The sequence below is a fragment of the Streptomyces sp. NPDC006174 genome (genome assembly GCF_040614075.1).
GTDB lineage: Bacteria > Actinomycetota > Actinomycetes > Streptomycetales > Streptomycetaceae > Streptomyces.
The window spans coordinates 214693-238140 of record NZ_JBEXTJ010000011.1; the positions used below are offsets into that span (position 1 = coordinate 214693).

24 protein-coding genes are annotated in these 23448 nt (G+C 71.2%); 12 read left to right on the forward strand and 12 right to left on the reverse strand.

Features of this window, described 5'->3' with window-relative positions:
• Window positions 1-73: 73 nt before the first annotated feature.
• Window positions 74-454, reverse strand: a complete 381-nt coding sequence (locus tag ABZ267_RS24870) for a hypothetical protein (RefSeq protein WP_356749153.1) — start codon at window positions 452-454, stop codon at window positions 74-76.
• Between the two features lie 58 nt (window positions 455-512).
• Window positions 513-755, reverse strand: coding sequence for a DUF6411 family protein (locus ABZ267_RS24875; protein ID WP_356749154.1), 243 nt, complete (start codon window positions 753-755; stop codon window positions 513-515).
• A 176-nt stretch (window positions 756-931) separates the two neighbouring features.
• Between ABZ267_RS24875 and ABZ267_RS24880 the strand changes: the two genes are divergently transcribed.
• Window positions 932-1381, forward strand: coding sequence for an ATP-binding protein (locus ABZ267_RS24880; RefSeq protein WP_356749155.1), 450 nt, complete (start codon window positions 932-934; stop codon window positions 1379-1381).
• Between the two features lie 58 nt (window positions 1382-1439).
• On the opposite strand, the gene hflX is transcribed toward ABZ267_RS24880, so the two are convergent.
• From hflX to miaA, 6 genes are all read right to left on the reverse strand, one after another.
• Window positions 1440-2960 carry a GTPase HflX gene (hflX, locus tag ABZ267_RS24885; RefSeq protein ID WP_356749156.1) on the reverse strand — a complete coding sequence of 507 codons (1521 nt, stop codon included), beginning with the start codon at window positions 2958-2960 and terminating at the stop codon, window positions 1440-1442.
• 172 nt (window positions 2961-3132) lie between these two features.
• The gene (locus ABZ267_RS24890; RefSeq protein WP_356749158.1) at window positions 3133-4587 is read right to left on the reverse strand and encodes a M1 family metallopeptidase; all 1455 of its coding nucleotides are present in this window, start codon (window positions 4585-4587) and stop codon (window positions 3133-3135) included.
• 71 nt (window positions 4588-4658) lie between these two features.
• Window positions 4659-6860 (reverse strand): HD domain-containing protein, encoded by a 2202-nt coding sequence (locus tag ABZ267_RS24895; protein ID WP_356749160.1) that lies wholly within the window; start codon window positions 6858-6860, stop codon window positions 4659-4661.
• Between the two features lie 188 nt (window positions 6861-7048).
• Window positions 7049-7921 carry a diaminopimelate epimerase gene (gene dapF, locus ABZ267_RS24900; RefSeq protein WP_356749162.1) on the reverse strand — a complete coding sequence of 291 codons (873 nt, stop codon included), beginning with the start codon at window positions 7919-7921 and terminating at the stop codon, window positions 7049-7051.
• A gap of 90 nt (window positions 7922-8011) precedes the next feature.
• Window positions 8012-8452, reverse strand: a complete 441-nt coding sequence (locus ABZ267_RS24905) for a hypothetical protein (RefSeq protein WP_356749251.1) — start codon at window positions 8450-8452, stop codon at window positions 8012-8014.
• A 107-nt stretch (window positions 8453-8559) separates the two neighbouring features.
• Complete coding sequence (miaA, locus tag ABZ267_RS24910; protein ID WP_356749164.1) at window positions 8560-9498, reverse strand: tRNA (adenosine(37)-N6)-dimethylallyltransferase MiaA; 939 nt, start codon at window positions 9496-9498, stop codon at window positions 8560-8562.
• Window positions 9499-9668: 170 nt separating this feature from the next.
• Between miaA and ABZ267_RS24915 the strand changes: the two genes are divergently transcribed.
• Complete coding sequence (locus ABZ267_RS24915) at window positions 9669-10007, forward strand: antitoxin (RefSeq protein ID WP_356749166.1); 339 nt, start codon at window positions 9669-9671, stop codon at window positions 10005-10007.
• 66 nt (window positions 10008-10073) lie between these two features.
• Here ABZ267_RS24915 and ABZ267_RS24920 read toward each other — a convergent pair whose 3' ends face one another.
• On the reverse strand, window positions 10074-10778 hold the full coding sequence (locus tag ABZ267_RS24920) for a class III extradiol dioxygenase subunit B-like domain-containing protein (protein ID WP_356749168.1): 705 nt from the start codon (window positions 10776-10778) through the stop codon (window positions 10074-10076).
• Window positions 10779-10844: 66 nt separating this feature from the next.
• Window positions 10845-12368 (reverse strand): tRNA (N6-isopentenyl adenosine(37)-C2)-methylthiotransferase MiaB, encoded by a 1524-nt coding sequence (gene miaB / locus ABZ267_RS24925; protein WP_356749170.1) that lies wholly within the window; start codon window positions 12366-12368, stop codon window positions 10845-10847.
• A gap of 89 nt (window positions 12369-12457) precedes the next feature.
• On the opposite strand from miaB, the gene ABZ267_RS24930 reads away from it, so the two are divergent.
• Window positions 12458-13456, forward strand: coding sequence for a TAXI family TRAP transporter solute-binding subunit (locus ABZ267_RS24930; protein ID WP_356749172.1), 999 nt, complete (start codon window positions 12458-12460; stop codon window positions 13454-13456).
• A 26-nt stretch (window positions 13457-13482) separates the two neighbouring features.
• Here ABZ267_RS24930 and ABZ267_RS24935 read toward each other — a convergent pair whose 3' ends face one another.
• Both ABZ267_RS24935 and ABZ267_RS24940 read right to left on the reverse strand, forming a co-directional pair.
• Complete coding sequence (locus ABZ267_RS24935) at window positions 13483-14880, reverse strand: HAMP domain-containing sensor histidine kinase (RefSeq protein ID WP_356749174.1); 1398 nt, start codon at window positions 14878-14880, stop codon at window positions 13483-13485.
• Between the two features lie 18 nt (window positions 14881-14898).
• A complete protein-coding gene (locus ABZ267_RS24940) occupies window positions 14899-15591 on the reverse strand; it encodes a response regulator transcription factor (protein ID WP_356749176.1) in 693 nt (230 codons plus the stop codon).
• 341 nt (window positions 15592-15932) lie between these two features.
• Between ABZ267_RS24940 and ABZ267_RS24945 the strand changes: the two genes are divergently transcribed.
• The 9 genes from ABZ267_RS24945 to ABZ267_RS24985 all read left to right on the forward strand — a co-directional run bounded on the left by ABZ267_RS24945 (window position 15933) and on the right by ABZ267_RS24985 (window position 23435).
• Entirely contained in the window at window positions 15933-16718 is a 786-nt protein-coding gene (locus ABZ267_RS24945; RefSeq protein ID WP_356749178.1) for an amino acid ABC transporter ATP-binding protein, read from the forward strand.
• Between the two features lie 46 nt (window positions 16719-16764).
• Entirely contained in the window at window positions 16765-17688 is a 924-nt protein-coding gene (locus ABZ267_RS24950) for a glutamate ABC transporter substrate-binding protein (RefSeq protein WP_356749180.1), read from the forward strand.
• A 141-nt stretch (window positions 17689-17829) separates the two neighbouring features.
• Window positions 17830-18477: an amino acid ABC transporter permease gene (locus tag ABZ267_RS24955; RefSeq protein ID WP_356749182.1), complete on the forward strand. Its 648-nt coding sequence runs from the start codon at window positions 17830-17832 to the stop codon at window positions 18475-18477.
• Complete coding sequence (locus ABZ267_RS24960; RefSeq protein WP_356749184.1) at window positions 18474-19427, forward strand: amino acid ABC transporter permease; 954 nt, start codon at window positions 18474-18476, stop codon at window positions 19425-19427. The genes ABZ267_RS24955 and ABZ267_RS24960 overlap by 4 nt, the downstream gene beginning before the upstream one ends.
• 166 nt (window positions 19428-19593) lie before the next feature.
• On the forward strand, window positions 19594-21294 hold the full coding sequence (locus tag ABZ267_RS24965; protein WP_356749185.1) for an FAD-dependent monooxygenase: 1701 nt from the start codon (window positions 19594-19596) through the stop codon (window positions 21292-21294).
• Window positions 21295-21326: 32 nt separating this feature from the next.
• Entirely contained in the window at window positions 21327-21413 is an 87-nt protein-coding gene (locus ABZ267_RS24970; protein ID WP_311307652.1) for a putative leader peptide, read from the forward strand.
• Window positions 21414-21486: 73 nt separating this feature from the next.
• On the forward strand, window positions 21487-22098 hold the full coding sequence (locus tag ABZ267_RS24975; RefSeq protein WP_356749187.1) for a cysteine dioxygenase: 612 nt from the start codon (window positions 21487-21489) through the stop codon (window positions 22096-22098).
• Window positions 22099-22145: 47 nt separating this feature from the next.
• Window positions 22146-22571, forward strand: a complete 426-nt coding sequence (locus ABZ267_RS24980; RefSeq protein ID WP_356749253.1) for a rhodanese-like domain-containing protein — start codon at window positions 22146-22148, stop codon at window positions 22569-22571.
• Between the two features lie 180 nt (window positions 22572-22751).
• Window positions 22752-23435 carry a hypothetical protein gene (locus ABZ267_RS24985; protein ID WP_356749189.1) on the forward strand — a complete coding sequence of 228 codons (684 nt, stop codon included), beginning with the start codon at window positions 22752-22754 and terminating at the stop codon, window positions 23433-23435.
• The last annotated feature ends 13 nt before the right edge of the window (window positions 23436-23448 follow it).

The window sequence follows — 23448 nt, forward strand, 5'->3', positions numbered from 1 at the left end:
ACCGCCGTACGCGGGCCGGTAAGGAGCGACCGCCGTACTCAGGTCGAGTAGGAAGCGACCGCCGTTACGCGGATCAGCTGGACCCTTTCCGCCCGGGTGGCCGGCTCTGTTCGTCGGCCGCCCGGGCGGTTCGTTGTCCGGGCTTCTCGGCGTCGAGTTCCGCGGCTCCGGCCTCCCAGCGGCGGCGCCGCTCGGCGAGGGACTGCTCCCACCACGGGGTGCCGCGTTCGCCGAGGGCCACCTTGGCCGTCTGGACCCGGCTCCGGGCCAGTTTCTCGGCCGCCGGGTCCGCGTTCCGGTGGGAGGCGGCCACCGCGCGCCGGGCTGCCATCAGGTGGCGGCGCAGGCCGGCGGCGACGTCCTCGGGGATCTCCGGGTCGGTGGCCCGCCATCGACGGCCCTTCACCACGATGTAGCGGCCGTCGGGGGTCTGTTCCGGCTGATCGGCGTCCATCCGGCCATGGTGCCCGACGGGCACGGCTACCGGCGTGAGCGCGTGCGGGCGCACGCCGTCAGAACGGCATGTGGCCACGGGCACGCCGACCGGCCGAGCCGCTGCGGCCGACCGCCTTGGAGCTGCTGCGGAACGGCTTGCTGAAGAGCCGACCCAGCGGCCCCGGCGCCTTGCTGCCCGCGCGGGAGCCCAGGCCCAGCGTGCGCTGGGTGCCGCGCTCCGGGTGACGGGAGAACTTGGGCACCAGGAAAGCCAGCACGGCCAGGACGACACAGACGGCGACTATTCCGACGATCATCATAATTTTCTCCTTGCTAGATGGGTGCTGCCGTCGTATGCCCGATGCCCAGCCCTCCAATCACCGTCGGGTCCCGACGGCTTCGCGGCTCGGGCGGGACGGTGTTCCGCGCTCCGGCGGGTACACGGAGGACAACCGAGCGCCGGACCCCCGTACGGCCACGACCGAAAGGTATGGCGATGACCGATTCCACGATGAGGGCGGTGGGCTGGGCGCAGTCCTTCCCCATTTCCGAAGGGGTGCGCGCGGGACGGCACTGGGCGCGCGAGCACCTGGAGACCCTGGAGTGGGCCAAGGACTCGCCCGACACCGTGGATTCGGTGCTGATCGCCGTCTCCGAGCTCATCACCAACGCGCACAAGCATGCCCACAGCGACGCCCAGCTCGTTCTGACCTGGGACAGCGCGTGCCTGCACGTCAGCGTCCACGACTCCAGTCCGCAGCCGCCCGCACCGCGTGACGCGGAGCCGGACGCGCTCGGCGGCCGCGGCATGGCCATCGTCGACGCGCTGGCCGACAGCTGGCAGCACCATCCGCAGCGGGAAGGCAAGACGGTGACGGCGTGTTTCGTGCCTCCGGGCTACAAGAGCACCGGTGCCGCCGGACGCGAGGACCCCGGGAACGCGTGACGCCCGGCCGGGCGGAACCGGTCGGGCGTCTTCGTGCACGGCCTGCGCCGTGCGGTGATCAGTGCGCGGCGGGAACGAACGTCCCCAGCTCCGCGGCCAGTTCCTCGTGGACCTGGGCCTTGAGCAGCGTGCCTTCGGCGGTGTGCTCCTCGGAGAGGACCTCACCTTCGGCGTGCACGCGGGAGACCAGCGCTCCCTGGATGTACGGCACGAGCACCTCGATCTCGACGGACGGGCGCGGCAGCTCGACGTCGATGAGCGCGAGCAGCTCGTCGATGCCTTCGCCGGTCCGGGCCGAGACCGCGATCGCGTACTTCTCGTTGCGCAGCAGCCGCTGGAGGACCAGCGGGTCCGCCGCGTCCGCCTTGTTGATCACGACGATCTCGCGCACGTCGACCGCGCCGACGTCCCGGATCACCTCGCGGACCGCGGCGAGCTGCTCCTCCGGCACCGGGTGCGAGCCGTCCACCACGTGCAGGATGAGATCGGACTCGCCGACCTCCTCCATGGTGGAGCGGAACGCCTCGACGAGGTGGTGCGGCAGATGCCGTACGAACCCGACGGTGTCGGCGAGGGTGTAGATGCGGCCGCTCGGTGTCTCGGCCCGGCGCACGGTCGGGTCCAGGGTGGCGAACAGGGCGTTCTCCACCAGAACACCGGCTCCGGTGAGGCGGTTGAGCAGCGAGGACTTTCCGGCGTTGGTGTATCCGGCGATGGCGACGGAGGGCACCTTGTTGCGCTTGCGCTCCTGCCGCTTGATCTCGCGGCCGGTCCTCATCTCCGCGATCTCCCGGCGCATCTTCGCCATCTTCTCGCGGATCCGCCGCCGGTCCGTCTCGATCTTGGTCTCGCCGGGACCACGCGTGGCCATACCGCCACCGCCGCCGGAACCGGCGCCGCCCATCTGACGCGAGAGCGACTGACCCCAGCCGCGCAGCCGCGGCAGCATGTACTGCATCTGTGCCAGCGAGACCTGCGCCTTGCCCTCACGGGACTTGGCGTGCTGGGCGAAGATGTCGAGGATGAGCGCGGTCCGGTCGACCACCTTCACCTTGACGACGTCTTCCAGGTGGATCAGCTGGCCCGGGCTGAGCTCACCGTCGCAGACGACGGTGTCGGCGCCGGATTCGAGGACGATGTCGCGCAGCTGGAGCGCCTTGCCTGACCCGATGTAGGTCGCCGGGTCGGGCTTGTCGCGCCGCTGGTACACCGCGTCGAGCACTTGCGCGCCCGCCGTCTCGGCGAGTGCGGCGAGCTCCGCGAGCGAGATCTCCGCGTCGCGCACCGTCCCCGAGGTCCAGACACCGACGAGCACGACGCGCTCGAGGCGCAGCTGTCGGTACTCGACCTCGGTGACGTCCTCGAGCTCCGTGGAGAGACCGGCCACGCGCCGCAGGGCGGCACGCTCGGAGCGGTCCAGCTGATCGCCGTCGCGCGCTCCGTCGATCTCCTGGCTCCAGGCGACGTCCTCTTCCATCAGGGCGTCGGCCCGAAGGCTCTCGGTGAGGCTCTCGGGGGTGTTCTCCGTGGCGCTCTGCGCGTCCTGCGCGTCCTGGGGAAGGGAAGAAGAGGAGGTCATTGGATCCTTACGTCGAGAGAATTCTTTACGTCAGTCACAACGTGTGATCTGTCCGGATGATTCCCGATCATTTCCGCCAAGGGTTCCGATCGGTCCCGGCGCCGTCCGCTGTGCCGATGTGTCGATAGTGGCACGGCCTCACCGGGCCCGTCACTGGGGTTTCCCCCAGTCCTCACGGGGTGGCAGCGGGCTCCGCCGCTCGCCAGTCGGGGTGACCGGGCATCGGCGGCGTCTTCTTCCCGTACAGCCAGCTCTCGAAGAAGGCGGTCAGGTCGCGTACCGCGATGCCGGAGGCCAGCCGGATGAAGTCCGCGGTGGTCGCCGTACCGTCCCGGTGGATCCGGACCCAGGCGCGCTCCAGCCGGTCGAAGGCGGCCGCGCCGATCTCCTGGCGCAGCGCGTAGAGGACCAGGGCGCTGCCGTCGTAGACGACCGGCCGGAAGAGGCTCAGCTTCTCGCCATCGGCCGGGCCGTCCGGGTGCGCCGGCGGGCCGCCGTCCGCGCGCCAGCCGTCGGAGAGCTTGTACGCCTCGCGCATCCGCCGCTCCAGCGTCACGCCGCCGTTCTCCTCCGCGTACAGGGCCTCGTACCAGGTGGCGTGTCCCTCGTTGAGCCAGAGGTCGGACCAGGTGGCGGGCGAGACGCTGTTGCCGAACCACTGGTGGGCCAGTTCGTGGACCATCACGGAGTCGACGTACCACTCCGGGTAGGCGGGCTCGGTGAAGAAGGACTTCCCGAAGAGCGAGAGCGTCTGGGTCTCCAGCGCGAAGCCGATGCGGCTGTCGGCGACGAGGACTCCGTACGACTCGAAGGGGTAGCGGCCGACGCGCCGCTCCATCCACTCCAGCTGGGCCGGGGTCTTCCGCAGCCAGGGCTCCATCTTCTCGCGGTCGGCGGCCGGGACGACGTCGCGCAGCGGCAGTCCGTGCGGTCCGGTGTGGTGGTGGACGTGGGAGCGGCCGATGGAGACCTGGGCCAGCTCGGTGGCCATGGGGTGCTGGGTGCGGTAGGTCCAGGTGGTCGTGGCGCCGTTACGGGTGTGGCCGGCGGGCAGTCCGCCCGCGACCGCCGTGAGCTCCTTGGGCGCGGTGATACGGAAGGTGAAGTGCGCCTTGTCGGAAGGGTGGTCGTTGCTCGGGAAGACCCGGTGGGCGGCGTCGGCCTGGTTGGCCATGGCGAGGCCGTCGGCCGTACGGATCCAGCCGCCGTTGCCCGCGGTTCCGGCCGGGTCGCTGGTGTGGAGGACGGTAATATTCAGCGGTACGCCTTCGGCGAGGCGGCGGGGTGCCTGGATGATCAGGTCCTCGTTCCTGCTGCCGAAGTCGGCTGCCCGTCCGTTGACCTCGACGCCCTTCACGGTGCCCCGCGCGAAGTCGAGGTTGATCCGCTCCAGCGGTGCGGTGGTGCGGGCCCGGATCTTGGTGACGGCGTCCAGGGGCTTGGAGTTGCTGCCGTGGTAGGTGAAGGCGATGTCGTAGGCGAGGACGTCGTAGCCGGGGTTGCCCAGCTCGGGGAAGAGCCGGTCACCGATGCCGAGGGGCTCGGGGGCGGGCAGGGCGGCGGCGACGAGGGTGAGCGACGCGGTGGCCAGGAGGGCGGCCCGCAGGCGGCGGGAGAGGAGCGGCATGGACTACCGCTATCAGCGCCGGAGGCCTCCCTGGTGGTGCCGCGCGCCGCACCACCCGAACGAGGCTTGGGTCAGCCGGTGGCGGCCGGGTGCTGGGCGCGGCTGACGTCGTAGACCCCGGCGACGTCGCGCATGGCCCGCATCAGGGCCGGCAGTCCGGCGGCATCGGGAAGCTGGAGCGTGTAGGTGTGGCGGACGCGCTGTTCGCTGGGCGGTTCGACGGTGGCGGAGACAATCGCCGCGTCGGCCGTGGCGATGGCCTCGGTGAGGTCGGCGAGGAGCCGGGGCCGGCCGAAGGACTCGGCGACGAGCGTGACCCGGCAGGCGGCGGTGGAGCGCCGGCCGTCCTCGTCGCGCCAGCGGGCCGCGACCGGCGCGCGGCCGATGTCCCGCATCCGGGCGACGGCGGGACACTCCTGTCGGTGCACGGTGACGGCGCCGCCCCGGACCACGATGCCGACCACGTCGTCCGGCGGCACCGGCGTACAGCAGCCGGCCAGGCGCGTGTGGCTCTCCGGGTCGTCGACGACGACACCTGAGGCGCGTCCGCCGGAACGGGTGCGGGCGGGCGCGGTGGCGTACGGGCCGTCGGGGGCAGGTTCCGTACGACCGTCGGTGCTGTCTTCGTCGGCCTCAGGGCCTTCGGAGGAGGCGGCATCGAGGCCTGCGGCTTCCGGATGGATGGCTTCCGGATGCACGGCCTCCGGGTGGGCGGAGAGCCAGGCGGTGATCGCGATCCGGGCGGCGGGCGTGCGGGCGTGGTCGAGCCACTCCGGGGACGGGCCGGAGGCGGTGTCCTGGGCGAGCAGCAGCTGAACCGTGTCACCGTCGCTGAGGACGGTGGAGAGCGTGGCCAGACGGCCGTTGACCCTGGCTCCGATGCAGGTGTGCGCCCGCTCTCCGTGCTGCGCGTAGGCCGCGTCGACACAGCTGGCGCCGGCGGGCAGGCCGAGGGTCCTGCCGTCGGTGCGGAACACGGTGATCTCGCGGTCCTGGGCCAGGTCGGCGCGGAGCGTGGTCCAGAAGGTGTCCGGGTCGGTGGCAGACTCCTGCCAGTCCAGCAGCCGGGAGAGCCAGCCGGGCCTGGTCGGGTCGGCGCGCTCGTCGGACGGTTCGGCCTGCTGGGCGAGGGTGCCGTCGTGCGCGTACGGGTTCCCCAGAGCGACGACGCCCGCCTCGGCGACCTTGTGCATCCGGTGCGTACGGATGAGGACTTCGGCGACCGCGCCCTCGGGGCCGACGACGGCGGTGTGCAGCGACTGGTAGAGGTTGAACTTCGGTGCTGCGATGAAGTCCTTGAACTCGGAGATCACCGGTGTGAAGCAGGTGTGCAGCTCACCGAGGACGGCGTAGCAGTCGGCGTCCTCACCGACCAGGACGAGCAGCCGGCCGAAGTCGGTGGGCCGCAGCTCGCCGCGTTTGCGGCGGACCCGGTGGACGGAGACGAAGTGGCGCGGCCTGATGAGGACTTCGGCGCTGATGCCCGCTTCCCTCAGGGTCGTACGGACGTTGTCGGCGATGGTGGAGAGCGGGTCCGCCTCGCCCGTCGCGGCGGCGATGAGGGCGCGGGTGTCCTCGTACTCCTCGGGGTCGAGGATGGCGAAGACCAGGTCCTCCAGCTCGGTCTTGAGCGCCTGGACGCCGAGCCGTTCGGCGAGCGGGATGAGGACGTCGCGGGTGACCTTGGCGATCCGGGCCTGCTTTTCCGGGCGCATCACGGTGAGGGTGCGCATGTTGTGCAGCCGGTCGGCGAGTTTGATCGACATGACCCGGACGTCGTTGCCGGTGGCGACGAGCATCTTGCGGAAGGTCTCCGGCTCGGCGGCGGCGCCGTAGTCGACCTTTTCGAGTTTGGTCACGCCGTCGACGAGATAGCGGACCTCCTCGCCGAACTGGTCCCGTACCTGATCGAGCGTCACCTCGGTGTCCTCGACGGTGTCGTGAAGGAGCGAGGCCGTCAACGTGGTGGTCTCGGCGCCGAGCTCGGCGAGGATGAGCGTGACGGCGAGCGGGTGCGTGATGTACGGCTCGCCGCTCTTGCGCATCTGGCCGCGGTGCGAGGACTCGGCGAGGACGTAGGCGCGGTGGAGGATGGTCAGGTCGGCGTCGGGGTGGTGGGCCCGGTGCGCTTCGGCGACATGGCCGATGGCGTCCGGCAGCCGGTCGCGCGGGACGGGGCCGAGCAGCGCCACCCGGCCCAGTCTGCGCAGATCGATCCGGGGCCGGCTCCGCCTGCGCGGCACAGCGGCGGGATCGGCGGCCTCTGCACTCATGAAGCACCTCCGGCGGCGTCGACCGGCGGTGGGGAGAGGCGGACGCTTCTCCGGGCCGGTGCTTGATGCTATCGACCCCACCACGTGGCGCAGTCCGGCTCTCGCCCAGCGTGAAACGGATCACCCATTCGAGCGAAGCTCGGACCGATCACCGTTTCGAGCCGGGGCCACCGAGCGGCGCTTGCCGGTCAGCCGGTGGCCGTTTCCAGCCAGGCCGGGTCGAAGGTGCCCTCGGCGACGATCACGGCCGGGCCGGTCATGTCGACCGAGCCGTCCGGGTGCTCGGTGATGGTCAGCGTGCCGCCGGGGAGGTCCACGCGGTACGTCGCGGGGAGACCGGTCACCGCGGGGTCCGTTCCGTCCCGGCGGGCGGCGGCGACGGCCACCGCGCAGGCGCCGGTGCCGCAGGAGCGGGTCTCGCCGGAACCGCGCTCATGAACGCGCACGGCCACATGGCGCGGGCCCCGGTCGACGACGAACTCGACGTTGACGCCGTCCGGATAGACCGCGGCGGGGCTGACCGGAGGAGCCGAGAGCAGGTCGCCCGCGTGGGCCAGGTCGTCGACGAAGGCGACCGCGTGCGGGTTGCCCATATTGACGTTGCGGGAGGGCCAGCTGCGCTCTCCGACGGCGACCGTGGCGCTCTCCTCGGGGAGCAGGGCGCGGCCCATGGAGACGGTGATGTCGCCGTCCTTGGCGAGATGCACCTGCTTGACACCGCCACGCGTGGCGACGGCGATACCGCCCTGCTCGACGAGGCCCGCGCGCTGGAGGTAGTGCGCGAAGACGCGCACCCCGTTGCCGCACATCTCGGCGATCGAGCCGTCCCCGTTGCGGTAGTCCATGAACCACTCGGCCTCGGCGGCCATGGGCCGGGCCTCCGGGTGGGCGGCGGAGCGGACCACGTGGAGCACGCCGTCGGCGCCGATACCGGCCCGGCGGTCGCAGATCCGGGCGACGACGGAGGCGGGCAGCGCGAGGGCGTTGTCCGGGTCAGGAACGATCACGAAGTCGTTCTCGGTGCCGTGACCCTTGAGGAAGGTGATCTGCGAAGTGCTCACAGGGCAACTGTACGAGCCACCGCCGACAGTCGGCGAGGCCGGACCCGCCGGGCCTCCCGCGAGGACGCCGCAGGCCTCCAGCGGAGGGCGTCAGCGCAGGCGGGCGACGCGCCAGACGGCGAGGGCGACCAGCGCGGCACCCGTGGCGACGTACAGCGCGATCACGCGCCAGTCGATGCGCTCGCCGGAGCCTCGGGCCGGCAGTCCGGGCCAGGTGTGGCCGACCCGGCGGGCCGCCATCATGCCCCAGCCGGCCGCGCAGCAGCTGATCAGGAGACCCAGCATGGCGACCACGGCACCGCCGTCACCGAACTCGAAGGCGAGCGGGAAGGCGAACATCAGCGAGCCGACGGCGGCCAGCGTGATGATGGGCGCGAGCTGCCAGATCCGCATTCTCCGGGCGGGCCGCAGCTCGACCTCGACCTCCGGCGCCACGTCCTGCTCGTCGGGCCCGTCGGGACTCAGCCGCCCCGCGATCTCCCGCGGCGGCGGTACGTCGTGCTGCTCCGTGTCGCGAGGGCCGGCCTCCATCGCCACGCGCCCTCCCTACTCGGACTCCACTGGTGGATCGATGCTCGATGATGGCACGATCACGGGTGCCGAATTGACGGCCTGAGCGTCCCGATGCCATCACGTGATCAGGCTGTGACCGCTCGTTCGATCAACGTCAGCGCCCGGTGCGGGAGTTCTTCCCGGTCAGGCTGTCCGCCGCCGAGCCAGTGGACGCGCGGGTCGCGGCGGAACCAGGAGTCCTGCCGGCGCGCGAAGCGCTTGGTGGCGCGCACGGTCTCGGCCCGCGCCTCCTCCTGTGTGCACTCCCCGGCGAGCGCCGCGAGGATCTGCTGGTAGCCGAGCGCCCGTGAGGCGGTGAGCCCGTCGCGCAGCCCGGACGCCTCCAGCGCGCGCACCTCGTCCACCAGACCCGCCTCCCACATCCGGTCGACGCGCACGGCGATGCGCTCGTCGAGCTCGGGACGCTCCACGTCGACGCCGATCTGCACGGCGTCGTAGACCGGCTCATCGCCCGGGAGGTTGGCGGTGAAGGGTTTGCCGGTGATCTCGATGACTTCCAGAGCGCGGACGATCCGGCGGCCGTTGCTCGCGAGGATGGACCGGGCGGCGTCGGGGTCGGCCTCGGCTAGCCGCCGGTGCAGGAAGCCGGAGCCGCGCTCGGCCAGCTCCTGTTCGAGCCGGCCGCGTACCTCGGGGTCCGTACCGGGGAACTCCAGGGCGTCGATGGCGCCCTTCACGTACAGCCCGGAACCGCCGACCAGGATCGGTGTACGGCCTTCGGCGAGCAGCCGGTCGATCTCCAGCCGGGCCAGGCGCTGGTACTCGGCGACGCTGGCGGCCTCGGTGACGTCCCAGATGTCCAGCAGGTGGTGCGGGACGCCCGCGCGCTCGGCTGGCGTCATCTTCGCCGTACCGATGTCCATGCCCCGGTAGAGCTGCATGGAGTCGGCGTTGACCACCTCGCCGTCGAGTTCCCGGGCGAGAAAGACCCCCAGATCGGATTTTCCGGCCGCGGTGGGACCGACGACGGTGATGACACGGAGGGCTGAAGCGGGACGGTTCACCGGGACAGTCTCCCAAATCTCCGCGGCCCTCCCGCACACCGCCGATAGCGTGGAAGAGCATCAGGAAAACGCTAAAGGGCGAGTAAAGTCGGCAGGAAGGGACAGGTGACGGACAATGGGGGCGGGAGACCGCTCCCGTAGACCGTCCTCACTGCACGGAAGGTGACCCAATGGGGTTCCTGGACAACCTGAAGGCCAAGCTGGGCCCGGCCAAGGAGAAGGTCGGCGACCTCGCGCAGCAGCACGGGGGCAAGATCGAGCAGGGCCTCGACAGGGCCGCGCGCACGGTCGACCAGAAGACCAAGGGCAAGTACAGCGACAAGATCGACACGGGTACGCGCAAGGCCAAGGAGGCCGTGGACAAGCTGGGCCAGAAGGACGGCGGCACCCCCGGCGGCCACGGCACGCCCGGTGCTCCCGGCACCTACGGCACGCCCGGCGCCCCCGGCGCTCCGGGTACGCCCGGCACTCCTGGCACGACCCCGCCTCCTCCGCCGCCCGCCCACTGAACAGACGGCGGCCAAACACCGACGGCGGCACCGGAGCTCTCCGGTGCCGCCGTCGGTGCGTTCAGGTCAGGACCAGGCGGCAACGGTGTAGCCCACGCCGTAGGGCGCGTCCTCGTACAGCAGCCGGCCCGCGAGCCCCGCGCCCCGTGCGGCGCCGCTGAGCAGCTGCCAGGGCGCCCGGCCGGCCGCCTTGAGCTCGTACGCGAGGGTCTCGTCCAGCGCGTCGAGTGCGGCGAGGTCCGCGGAGCCCAGCGCCTCGGTCGCCCGGGCGTCGAAGGCCTCGGCCCGCTCGTCCAGGTAGCCGGGCGCCTTGAGCGTGCGGCAGGCGGTGCCGTCGCCCATCACCAAAAGCGCGACGCGCTCGGCGCGTGCGGCCAGCTCCTGTCCGGTCCGGGCGCACACGGCGGCCGGACTGCGCTCGTCCACCGCGAGCCCTCCGACCGGTGCGCCGGTCCAGCGGGCCCGGTCCAGCAGCCAGGCACCGACGGCGAGCGAGTCCGCGAGCGTCGGTCCCTGCGCGGCCGGGTCCGGCGCGCCGAGGATGACGTCCAGACCGACGCCGAAGCCGCGGAAGGAGCCGTGGCCGCCTGCCGGGTACGCACGGCCCTCTCCCGGCCCGACGACCACGAGCAGATCGGGGCGAGAGGCCGCGAGCACTCCCACCGCGTCGAGGCACGCGGCCCGCGCGGAGTCGAGCTCGGGCGCGGCTCCGGCGGCGACCTCGGGCACCAGGAGCGGCGGACAGGGACACACGGCGGCGGCGACAAGCATGCCGGTCAGCGTACTTGCCGGGTCGCGGAACCCCTCGTACGGACCGGTCGGGCGGAGCCTGAGCCGTCAGCCGATCCCGCAGGCCGGAGCCGCCGCGGCCGGGAGCGGGTTCGGAGCGCCGATGGACGGCAGGCCGAGCATCACTCCGGCCGGCTTGGCGGCGGCGGCCGTGGTGCGCTTCTCCCAGGCGTCGCCCGCGCGGGTGGCCCGTACGGCGAGCGGGGTGCCCTCGGCGAGCAGGTGGTGCGGGGCGGCGTAGGTGATCTCCACGGTCACCACGTCGCCGGGGCGCACGTCCTGGGCGGGCTTGGTGAAGTGGACGAGGCGGTTGTCGGGCGCGCGGCCGGAAAGGCGGTGGGTGGCGCCGTCCTTGCGGCCCTCGCCCTCGGCGACCATGACCTCCAGGGTGCGGCCGACCTGTTTCTTGTTCTCGTCCCAGGAGATCTGCTCCTGGAGGGCGGACAGGCGCATGTACCGCTCCTGCACGACCTCCTTGGGGATCTGGCCGTCCATGTCGGCGGCCGGCGTCCCGGGACGCTTGGAGTACTGGAAGGTGAACGCGTTGGTGAAACGGGCCTCGCGGACCGCGTGCATCGTCTGCTCGAAGTCCTCCTCGGTCTCGCCGGGAAAGCCGACGATGATGTCGGTGGAGATGGCGGCGTCCGGCATCGCGGCGCGCACCTTCTCGATGATGCCGAGGAAGCGCTCCTGACGGTAGGAGCGACGCATCGCCTTCAGTACGCGGTCGGAACCGGACTGCATCGGCATGTGCAGCTGCGGCATCACGTTGGGCGTCTCGGCCATGGCGGCGATGACGTCGTCGGTGAAGTCGCGCGGGTGCGGCGAGGTGAAGCGGACGCGCTCCAGGCCCTCGATCGTCCCGCAGGCGCGCAGCAGCTTGGAGAAGGCCTCGCGGTCGCCGATGTCGGAGCCGTACGCGTTGACGTTCTGGCCGAGCAGCGTGATCTCGGACACGCCTTCGGCGACCAGGGCCTCGATCTCGGCCAGGATGTCGCCGGTGCGGCGGTCCTTCTCCTTGCCGCGCAGGGCCGGGACGATACAGAACGTGCAGGTGTTGTTGCAGCCGACGGAGATGGAGACCCACGCGGCGTAGGCGGACTCGCGGCGGGTCGGAAGCGTGGAGGGGAAGGCCTCCAGGGACTCGGCGATCTCGATCTGCGCCTCCTCCTGGATCCGGGCGCGCTCCAGCAGCACGGGCAGCTTGCCGATGTTGTGCGTGCCGAAGACGACGTCCACCCAGGGGGCGCGCTTGACGATGGTGTCGCGGTCCTTCTGGGCGAGGCAGCCGCCGACGGCGATCTGCATCCCGGGGCGCTTGGTCTTCATCGGGGCGAGGCGGCCGAGGTTGCCGTAGAGCTTGTTGTCGGCGTTCTCGCGCACCGCGCAGGTGTTGAAGACGACGACGTCGGCGTCGCCGTCGGCGCCTTCAGGGGCGCGTACGTAACCGGCGTCCTCCAGGAGGCCCGACAACCGTTCGGAGTCGTGGACGTTCATCTGGCACCCGTAGGTGCGCACCTCGTAGCTCTTCTGGACGTCCACTGCTTCTTCGCTCCGGTTGCCGCTGCTCATGTGACCAGGGTAGGCGGTGGCCGGGCGCGCCTTCGTCCCTGCCCGGCCGGGCCTGGTCACAGGGCCGGTGAGCTGGCAGGATCGCCCGCATGCTCCACGCTCCGTCCCGATTCGGCCGACGCCGCGCCCTGCAGACGGGCGCCGTTCTCGCGGTCGTGCTCGGGCTGCTCGCGTGGTGGCTCCTGCCGCTGGGCGAACGGACGCCCAGTGGGTCGCTGACCTTCTCCACGGGGGTGCCGAGCGGCGTCTACCAGCGGTACGGAGAACGGCTGGAAGGCGCTCTTGCCAAGGACATGCCCGAGGTTTCGATAAAGCTCCTCACCAGCGAGGGCTCTCAGCAGAACCTCGCGCGGGTGGCGACAGGTGAGGCGGACTTCACCATCGCCACCGCCGACGCCGTGGCCACCTATGTACGTGACGGAAGGCCCGGCGCCCATCTGCTGCGCGGCTGTGTGCGGCTCTACGACGACTACGTCCAGCTGATCGTCCCGCGCGACTCCGACATCGGCAGCGTCGCCGATCTGCGCGGCAAACGGGTCGGCGTCGGCCAGGAGGGCTCCGGCGTGCGGCTGGTCGCGGACCGGCTGCTGAACGCGGCGGGCGTCCATCCGCAGCGGGACGTGACGGCGGTGTCGGCGGGCATCAACACCATGCCGGACCGGCTGGTCGCCGGTGACCTCGACGCCTTCTTCTGGTCCGGCGGGCTCCCGACAGGGGCCGTGCAGGAGCTCTCGCAGCGGTTCGCGATCAAGCTGGTGCCGCTGGACGAGACCCTGGTCAAGGAGTTGCAGTCGAACGGCGGCTCCGCCCGCTACTACCGCTCGGCCACGATCCCGGCCGACGCCTACCGCTTCGCGCAGCGCGGTACGTCGGTCTCCACGGTCGCCGTCGCCAATCTGCTCATCACCACGGACCGCACGGATCCGGCCATGACCGAGGCCTTCACCCGTACCGTGATCAACAGCCGGGACGGGATCGGCCGCGAGGTGCACGCGGCCCAGCTCGTGGATCTGCGGACGGCGATCTACACGGACCCGCTGGAGGTCCACGACGGCGCCAAGCGCTACTACCGCTCGGTCAAGCCCTGAGGCGTCTTCGCCGGCAGGCGTGGACCTCAGGGCGTGTGCGGCAGCTCGCGCGGCACGGAGACGGTGACCCGCAGCCCGTGCGGCTCATGGCTCTCGTACGTGATCGAGCCGCCGCCCGCCGCGAGCAGCACGCGCGAGATGGAGAGGCCGAGCCCCGACCCGCTCACGTTCTGGTGGCGGGTGCTGCGCCAGAAGCGGTCGCCGACGCGCTCCAGCTCCTGCTCGGTGAGGCCGGGACCCCGGTCGGCGACCACGACGGTGGTCTCGGTGGTTCCCGGAGTCACCGTGACCCGTACGTCCTGTCCGGCCGGCGTGAACTTCAGCGCGTTGTCGATGACCGCGTCCAGCGCGCTGGAGAGCGCCACGGGGTCGACCCAGGCGGTGGCGGCCGGAGCGCCGTCCTGGACGAGGCGCACGCCCTTCTCGTCCGCCATCGGCCGCCAGGAGGCGACGCGCTCGGCGGTGAGCGGGACGATGTCGGTCAGCTGGAGGTCCGCCTCGGCGTGCTCGGCCAGCGCCAGGTCGAGCAGGTCGTCCAGGACCCGGGCCAGCCGCTTGCCCTCGGTGCGTACGGCGGCGATCTCCTGGTTGCCGTCCGGCAGCTCCAGGGCGAGGAGCTCGATGCGCAGGAGCAACGCGGCGAGCGGGTTGCGCAACTGGTGCGAGGCATCGGCGACGAATGCGCGCTGCTGCTCCAGTACGACCTCGACGTTGTCGGCCATCTCGTTGAAGGACCGGGCCAGCCGCCTCAGCTCCGGGGGCCCTCCGGCCGCCGCGACCCGTGAGCGCATCCGGCCGACGGCGATGTCGTGCGTGGCCGCGTCCAGGACCCGTACCGGGAGCAGCACCCAGCCGGTGAGCCGGACGGCGGCGCCGACCGCGACGAGCATGGCCAGGGCCTCGCCGAGGGCGATGAGCAGCCAGGTCCGCAGGATCCGGGAGCGCATCTCGTCGGTGGGCGAGTCGATGACGACCACGGCGACGACGTCACCGTCGCGCACCACGGGCGAGGCGACGACGACCCGGCCGTCCTGCCACGGCCAGACCTGCGGAGGATCGTGCGAACGGCGGCCGAGCAGCGCCTCGTTGAACGCGGTGCGGCCCTCCCCTTCGGCGGGCAGCATCCAGCCCTCCGGGGCCTTCGCCAGCGCCAGGTCGTTGCGGTAGAAGACGCCGGCCCGGATCCCGTACACCGAGGCGTAGACCTCCAGGTCGGTGGCGAGCGTCAGCCGGCGCTCGTCGTAGGCCGGGACGGTGTCGGTGATCGGCTGGGCGAGGGCGGCGAAGCGGGCGGTGTCGTCGATCCGGTCGATGACCAGGCGCTGCTGCTCGGCGGCGGCCACGCTCACCGCGAGCGGGAAGCCGAGGGTGAGCAGGACGGCCGCCATGAGGGTGATGAGCAGCGGAAGGAGACGGGTGCGCACCGGGGAGGTACCGGCCGGTTACGCGGACGGCGCGACGAGCCGGTAGCCGACGCCCCGCACGGTCTCGATGAGGGCGGGCAGGCGCAGCTTGGAGCGGAGCGAGGCCACGTGCACCTCCAGGGTGCGCCCGGTCCCCTCCCAGCTGGTGCGCCAGACCTCGCTGATGATCTGCTCGCGGCGGAAGACCACGCCGGGCCGCTGCGCGAGGAGGGCCAGCAGGTCGAACTCCTTACGGGTGAGCTGGACTTCGGTGCCGTCGACGCTGACGCGGCGGGTGGGCAGTTCGATCGCGACGGGCCCGAGGCGCAGAGTGGCGACGGGCGTCGGTGCGGTGTCCTCGCCGCTGGTGGTGCGCCGGGCGACCGCGTGGATACGGGCGAGCAGTTCGCCGGTGTCGTACGGCTTGGTGACGTAGTCGTCGGCGCCGAGGTTGAGTCCGTGGATGCGCGAGCGCACATCGGCACGGGCGGTCACCATGATCACCGGGGTCGCGGTGCGCTTGCGGATCTTGCCGCAGACCTCGTAGCCGTCCTGGTCGGGCAGGCCGAGGTCGAGGAGGATGACGCCGAAGGGCTCCTTCTCCGCGGGCAGGAGCGCGCGCAGGGCCTCCTCGCCGTTGCGGGCGTGCACGACCTGGAACCCGTGCCGGGCGAGCACGGCGGACAGGGCCGCCGCGACATGGTCGTCGTCCTCGACGAGCAGCAGTCTCATGGCCCTCCTCTCCGTCTCGCCGGATCTTCCGGTTCACTGGGTCTTCCGTCGCACTGCGTCTTCGGCTCCGGCCGAAACATTCCGTTCAGCGGTGCTTCACGTTCATTTGCCGCACAGGGCATCCACTCCGATGACGGGTGTGCCAGTCAAGAGGTTGCCGGTTACAGCAGGGTTTCCGTTATGCACCCGGTACGCCCGGGCGCTGCGCGTAGCGTCCCCTTCACGCGGAGTGTCCGGTTGCCGCCGGATCGTTATGCTCAATTTCCGCTCAGATGTAATGACGCTGGTCGCACCGCGTCATTAGTGTCCTTGGAACCCGAGGAGGACGGAGCAAGAAGCCGATGAGCGGAGTTTCAGTGACCAAGGCCGCCGAGGAAGCCGCGCCCGCGGGCGACGACCTTGTCGTACTGAGCGACGTCAACAAGCACTTCGGCGCGCTGCATGTGCTCCAGGACATCGACCTGACCATCGCCCGTGGCGAGGTCGTGGTCGTCATCGGGCCCTCCGGGTCCGGGAAGTCCACGCTGTGCCGCACGATCAACCGCTTGGAGACGATCGATTCGGGCGCGATCTCGATCGACGGCAAGCCCCTGCCCCAGGAGGGCAAGGAGCTGGCGCGGCTGCGCGCCGACGTGGGCATGGTCTTCCAGTCGTTCAATCTCTTCGCCCACAAGACGGTGCTGGAGAACGTCGTGCTGGGCCAGACCAAGGTCCGCAAGGCCGACAAGAAGGCCGCCGAGGACAAGGCCCGGGCCCTGCTCGACCGGGTCGGCGTCGGTGTCCAGGCGGACAAGTACCCGGCACAGCTCTCCGGTGGCCAGCAGCAACGCGTCGCGATCGCGCGGGCGTTGGCTATGGACCCGAAGGTCATGCTCTTCGACGAGCCCACGTCGGCTCTCGACCCGGAGATGATCAACGAGGTCCTCGAAGTCATGCAGCAGCTGGCGCGGGACGGGATGACGATGATCGTCGTCACGCACGAGATGGGCTTTGCCCGTTCGGCCGCCAACCGCGTGGTGTTCATGGCCGACGGAAAGATCGTCGAAGAGGCGACCCCCGAGCAGTTCTTCAGCAACCCGCGCAGCGACCGGGCCAAGGACTTCCTGTCGAAGATCCTTCACCACTGACGACCGTCGACCGACGACAACGACCTACGGCATAAGGAAAACTCACATGAAGCTCCGCAAGTCGGCCGCCGTCGCGGCCATCGCCGTCCTCGCCCTGACCGCGACCGCGTGTGGTGGCAAGGAGGGCTCCGCCGGTGACAAACCGGGCGGCACCCAGCCCGGTTCCTCCGAGGCTCCCAAGCTGCCCACGTACGAGGTCGCGAAGGACGTCGCCCTGGACTCGCCGGTCTTCAAGAAGGCCAAGCAGCGCGGCAAGCTGATCATCGGCGCCAAGGCCGACCAGCCCTTCCTCGGCTTCGAGGACCAGTCGACCAAGGAGCGCTCCGGCTTCGACATCGAGCTCGCCCGGATGATCGCGGCGGACCTCGGCTTCTCGGAGAAGCAGATCGAGTGGAAGACCGTCGACTCCGGCGTCCGTGAGACGGCCATCTCCAAGAGCCAGGTCGACTACTACGTCGGCACGTACACGATCAACGACGAGCGCAAGAAGCAGGTCGGCTTCGCCGGTCCGTACTACAAGGCGGGCGCCGACCTCCTGGTCCGCAAGGACGACGACTCCATCACCGGCAAGGAGTCGGTGAAGGGCAAGAAGGTCTGCTCGATCGTCGGTTCCACGCCGCTCCAGGAGATCAAGAAGCCGGAGTACGGCGCGAGCGTCGTCGAGCTGGCCAAGTACTCGGACTGCGTGCAGCAGCTGCTGACCAAGCAGGTCGACGCCGTCACCACGGACGACTCGATCCTCAAGGGTTACGCCGCCGCCAACTCCGGCAAGCTCAAGGTCGTCGGCAAGCCGTTCACCGACGAGCCCTACGGCGTCGGCCTGAACAAGGACGACAAGGTCCTGCGCGACGCGATCAACGACTCGCTGGAGAACCGCGTCAAGGACGGCACGTACAAGAAGATCTACGAGGCCACGCTGGGCCTGTCCGGTGCGGACTACACCGAGCCGCCGGCCCTCGAGCGCTACTGACGCCGTCCCACGGCCGACGCCCCGTCACCGAACGCGTGACCCAGGCGTCCCGTACACCGCCGCCGCTCCTGTGGGGCACGGCGGCGTACGGGGCGCCCCTTCCCCTGCCCTGATGCCGCTGACCGCCGACGCGGAGACCTCATGAACGTACTGCTCGACAATTTCCCAGAGTTCCGCGACGGCTTCATAGGAACCGTGTCGATCACCGCCGTCAGCTCGGTTATCGCCCTGGTCCTCGGTGTCACCATCGCCGGGTTCCGGGTCTCGCCGGTGCCACCGCTGCGGTTCTTCGGCACCGCCTGGGTGACGCTGATGCGCAACACGCCGCTGACGCTGCTCTTCCTGATCTTCTTCTTCGTCGTCCCGGAGATCCTCTTCCCGGGGATGAGCCCCTTCGTGCTCGGCTCGCTGGCGCTCGGCTTCTACACCTCCTCGTTCGTCTGCGAGGCGGTCCGCTCCGGTATCAACACCGTGCCGCTGGGCCAGGCCGAGGCCGCGCGCTCGATCGGCATGACGTTCTCCCAGACGCTGCGGATCGTGGTCCTCCCGCAGGCGACGCGGACCGTCATCCCGCCGCTGAGCAGCATCTTCATCGCGCTCACCAAGAACTCCGCGATCGCCGGCGCCTTCAGCGTCGCCGAGCTCTTCGGCTGGCAGAAGCTGATGAGCGACAAGGGTTACGACATCGTCCCCGTCTTCATCTGGGTGGCCCTCGGCTACCTGGTGGTCACGTTTACCATCAGCGGCCTCTTCCGGCTGCTGGAGCGTCGCATGGAGGTCGCCCGATGAGCGCCAGCGTTCTCTACGACGCCCCGGGCCCCAAGGCTCTCGTCCGCAACCGGATCTACGCCGTCGTCGGCACCCTCGCCATCGCGGCGCTGATCGCCGTCAGCCTGATGCGCCTCGCCGACAAGGGCCACCTGGCTCCGGCGATGTGGGACATCTTCAACTACGCGGGCATCCGGCAGAACATCGCCGACGCCCTCGTCGCCACCCTCAAGGCCTTCGGCCTGGCGGCGGTCGGCTCGCTCGTCCTCGGCGTGGTGCTCGCGGTGGGACGCCTCTCCGACCACAAGCCGATCCGCTGGGCGGCGACCACCTTCATCGAGCTGTTCCGCTCGCTCCCGCTGCTGATCACGATCTACGCCATCTGGGTCGGCTTCCTCACCGACTACTCGATGTGGGCGCTGGCGGCGGGCCTGTCCGTCTACAACGGCTGCGTCCAAGCCGAGGTGCTGCGCGCCGGCGTCAACGCCGTCCCGCGGGGCCAGAGCGAGGCCGCGTACGCGCTCGGCATGCGCAAGACGCAGGTCATGGTCACCGTGCTGATGCCGCAGGCCGTCCGGTCGATGCTGCCGACGATCATCAGCCAGCTCGTGGTGACCCTCAAGGACACCTCGCTCGGCTTCATCATCCTGTACCCGGAGCTGCTCCAGACCGCGCGTCTGATCGCCTCCAACACGCAGGTGAACGGCCAGTACCCGTACGTCTCGACGATCACCGTCGTCGGCACGATCTACATCGTGCTGTGTCTGCTGCTCTCGTCGCTGGCGACCTGGATCGAGAAGCGCGGCCGCCGCGCCAAGACCGGCATCGCCGTGGCGCCGGCCGTCCAGGCTCCCGGAACCATCGACGCGACGGCCGGCACGTTCGGCCCGAACGCCGACGCCACCGGGGGCGCAGGGGGCGCGGGCACCGGGATCGACGGTGCCGGTGGGACCGGAGTGACGAAGGACTGACCCCCACCGGTCTCTCCCGGCGGAAGCATTCGAGGCAGCGGCGCACGCGTCGCTGCCTCGGTCACTTGACGCAAGCACCACCAATGGGTTGCATACGTTCTGTGATCACGCACCCGGCTACCTCTGCCACGTTCCGCATGACCGTACGGGCCGGAGGGCACGCACCGTGGACCCGGTGATCGTCGTCGGCGCCGGGCCCGTCGGTCTGACGCTGTCGCTGGCCCTCGCCGCCCAGGGTGTCCCGTGCGTGCTTCTGGACGAGGGCCCGGGCACGGAGGAAGTGCGTCTGGCCCGCACGGTCGTGCTGCGTGAGGACACCGCCGACCTGGTGGAGCGCCTCGGCGCCACTCTCCTGGAGAAGGACGGGCTGCGGTGGAGCGGGTGGCGCTCGATGCGCCGGAAGCAGCTGATCCGCGATGTTCCGCTGGGCACGGACGACGGCGGTACGCAGGAGCCTGCGCTGCCCTCCCCTCTGCACATCCCGCAGCACGCGCTGGCCTCCGTCCTGCGCGCGGCCGCCGAGGCGGCGCCGCTGGTGAACCTGGTGCCGCTCAGCCGCCTCGACACCCTGGAGCAGGACCGCGACGGCGTCACCGTGCACACCAAGGGGCCCGGTTCGACCTGGTGGCGCGGCAGCTATCTGGTCGGCTGCGACGGCGCCCGGTCGACCGTGCGCAAGCTCTTGGACATCAGGTTTCCCGGTCGTACGGCGGTGGAGCGGCACGCCGTCGCCGCGCTCCGGGCCGAGCTGCCGTGGCCGGGTGAGGCGGTGCTGCACCGGCAGCCGCCGTGGCGCAACGGAGGCGCGGAGATCAGCGCGCGGCCGCTGCCGGACGGAGTCTGGCGGCTGGACTGGCTGCTGCCTCCGCGCGGCGAACTGGTCACCCCGGACGCCCTGATCGCGCGGATCCGGGACACCCTGGCCGGCTGGTGCGGTGAGACCCCGCCGTACGAGCTGCTCGACACCGGCGTCCACACGCTCCACCACCGCCTCGCCCGGCGCTGGCGAGTGCGGCGGGCCTTCCTGGCGGGCGACGCGGCACATCTGCTGGGAGCGCTCGGGACCCAGGGGCTGGACGAGGGGATCCGCGACGCCGAGAACCTGGCCTGGAAGCTCGCCCAGACCTGGCACCACGGCGGCGCCGACCCGCTGCTCGACAGCTACCAGGCAGAACGCCGGGCCGCGGTGGCCGCCCGGCTGCGCGCCGCCGACCAGTCCCTGCCGATACTGCGGGGCGGCGGAGGCCTGCGGACGCTGGTCCCGGGCGCGGTCCGGGGCCACGACACGCTGCTCGCCGACGGCCACCTGGGCCGTGGAGCCCTCGGTGCGCCCCCTTCGTACTCGCACTCCCCCCTTGCACCGCCGCACGCCGAGGCGCACACCGCAGTCGGTACGCCCCCCGGTGCGCCGGTCACCGATGTACGGGTGACGGCACCGGACGGGACCGCCGTGCGGCTGCGCGAGCGGCTCGGGCAGGGACACCCGCTGGTGATCCTGGTGGCGCCCGGCACCGGAGTGTGGGACCGGCGGCACTGGCTGACCGCCGGGATCATGCCGCGTCTGGTGGAGGCCGTGGAGGCGCTGCCGTCCACGGCGGAACTACTGGTCACGGAGAGCTATCCGGGCGCTTCGGCCCATACCGTCCTGCTGGTGCGGCCCGACGGGCATCTGGTGGCCGCCTTCGCGGGTGTACGGCCTGCGGAGCTGTTCGCGGCGGCGCGGGCGGCGCTCGGCGGGTCGCCGGGGGCATCGGGCCGTTCCGGCTCGGATTCCGGTTCCGCGGAGGATGAGGAGAGCGGCGGGGCGGCGCGCGCTCCGGGGCCTCGCGAGCGGGTTCACGCCGATCGGACCGCCAGGATCAATTGACCGTCCTGGGCGCGCGTGGTGTACTCCAGATCATGACCGACACCGATGTGCGCCTGTGGCGGAGGGTCCATATGGACCTCCTCCGTTACGCGGGCTGCGTGTGTCGCCCGTCCTGCTGAATCGCCTTCCTCTGCCGGTCCGTGCCGCTCGCCGCACGGCCGGGATCTCACGCGAACTCTCAGGACGGTCCCTGTGTCTTCCCCTTCTCCCGCCGTGCCTACGGCGGCCCCCTCCGTACCCTCTCCCGCCGCCGCTGTGACTTCCGCTCCCGCCGTCTCCGCGCGGGTCGGCTCGGCCCGTACCGCCTGCTCCGGCCCCACGGTCGCTGAGCTGCTCGACTTCGTACGCCACACCGCCGAGGACACCGCGCTCATCGCCTCTCTCCCGCTCGATCCGGAGGGCCGCACCTGGGTCCGGCTGGACGGTCCCGGCGGCAGCGAGGCGTGGCTGATCGGCTGGCCGCCGGGGACCGGGACGGGCTGGCACGACCATGCCGACTCGGTCGGCGCCTTCACCACCGCGTCCGGCACTCTCAAGGAACACTCGCTCGCCGTCCGGCTGCCCACCGACGGCTGGAAGACCCTGGAGCTGAACGACGGCGTGGACCGGTCACGGGAGCTGGCGGCCGGTCAGGGCCGGGCCTTCGGGCAGAACCATGTGCACGAGGTCCTCAACGAGTCCGACAGCGTGCACGCCGTCTCCGTACACGCCTACTACCCGCCGCTGCCACGGATCCGCCGGTTCAGCCGGACCGGCGCCGTGCTCCGGCTGGAGCAGACCGAGAGCCCGGAGGACTGGCAGTGAGCGGCGACGACAAGGGCGGGGCGGAGCGCTTGGACGCTACGGAAGAGGTGGTCTCCACGGAACAGGTGGTCTCTACGGAACAGGTCGGGATCGACGAGCTGCTGGAGCGGGTCCGGGCCGGTTACGAGCGGATCGGCCCGCACGAGGCGGCGACGGCGGCGACGGACGGCGCGCTGCTGGTGGACATCCGGTACGCGGCGCTCCGGGAGCGGGACGGGCTCATCCCCGGCGCGCTGGTCGTGGAACGCAACGAACTGGAGTGGCGGCTCGACCCGCAGGGCAGCCACCGCGCCGCCGAGGCGGTGAGCCACGACCTCCCGGTGGTCGTCATCTGCAACGAGGGGTACGCGTCCAGCCTCGCGGTGGCGTCGCTGCGGCAGCTCGGGCTGCACCGGACCACCGATCTGATCGGCGGCTTCCAGGCCTGGCGCGCTGCGGGCCTCCCGGTGTCCCCGGGCGCCGACGGCGACTGATGCAGAGCTGGTGAGGGAGGGGGCGGCCACGGGCGTGACGTGGCCGCCTCCTCCCTCACTCGAGGTCATGGCTCACTTCTGAGCGGGACACACCCGAACGCCACACTCCGGTAGAGCCGGCGCCGTGCGCGACCGACATTCACCTCACACAGAGGCGAAATGTACGGAGATGACGCGCTTATGGCGATTCCTGTTCTCACCCCCGACCAGCTCGACGTCCAGGCCTCCCAGCTGCACGACACACAGGCGTGGCAGAGGATCGTCTCAAAGTGGGAGCACACCGCCCCCGAGCCCGTGGCGTCCCCGTCGGACCGTACGGAACCGGCCTGCGCCCAGCGCCCGGCGGCGGCCCACACTCAGCCGCCGGCGGCACCGAACCCGGCCCGGCCTTCCGACTGGCGGAGCCTGCTGTCCGTCCCCGTCGACCGGCTCATCGCGGACACGCTGCGGGCACTGCCTGCGGCGCCTCCGGTCGAGCGCCCCCTTCCCGGCCGGCTGGGAGCGGTCCTGCCCGATCGTGTCCACGCCTGGCGACGGGTCGGCCAGACCGATGTCCGGCCCTCCGTCCACCTCGGCTACGCCCGTCAGATCCTCACCGAGTGGGGCTGGCAGAACACCCCGTACCGCCTGCGCGACGCCCGTGGGGCCCGCTGTGTCTGTGGCGCGCTGCTCACCGCGCACCGGCTCGGCTACGGCTCCGCCACCACCGTGGACCGGGCCGGCGCCTGGCTGATCACCGAGCTCCGCTCCCAGGGCTGGCCCGGCCTGATCGGCCCCTGGAACCGCGCACCGGGCCGCACCGCCACGGACGCACTGGCTCTCATCGACGCGGCCGCTCGGCGGGCGGCCGCAGCGGGACACTGACGGCTCAGGGCCA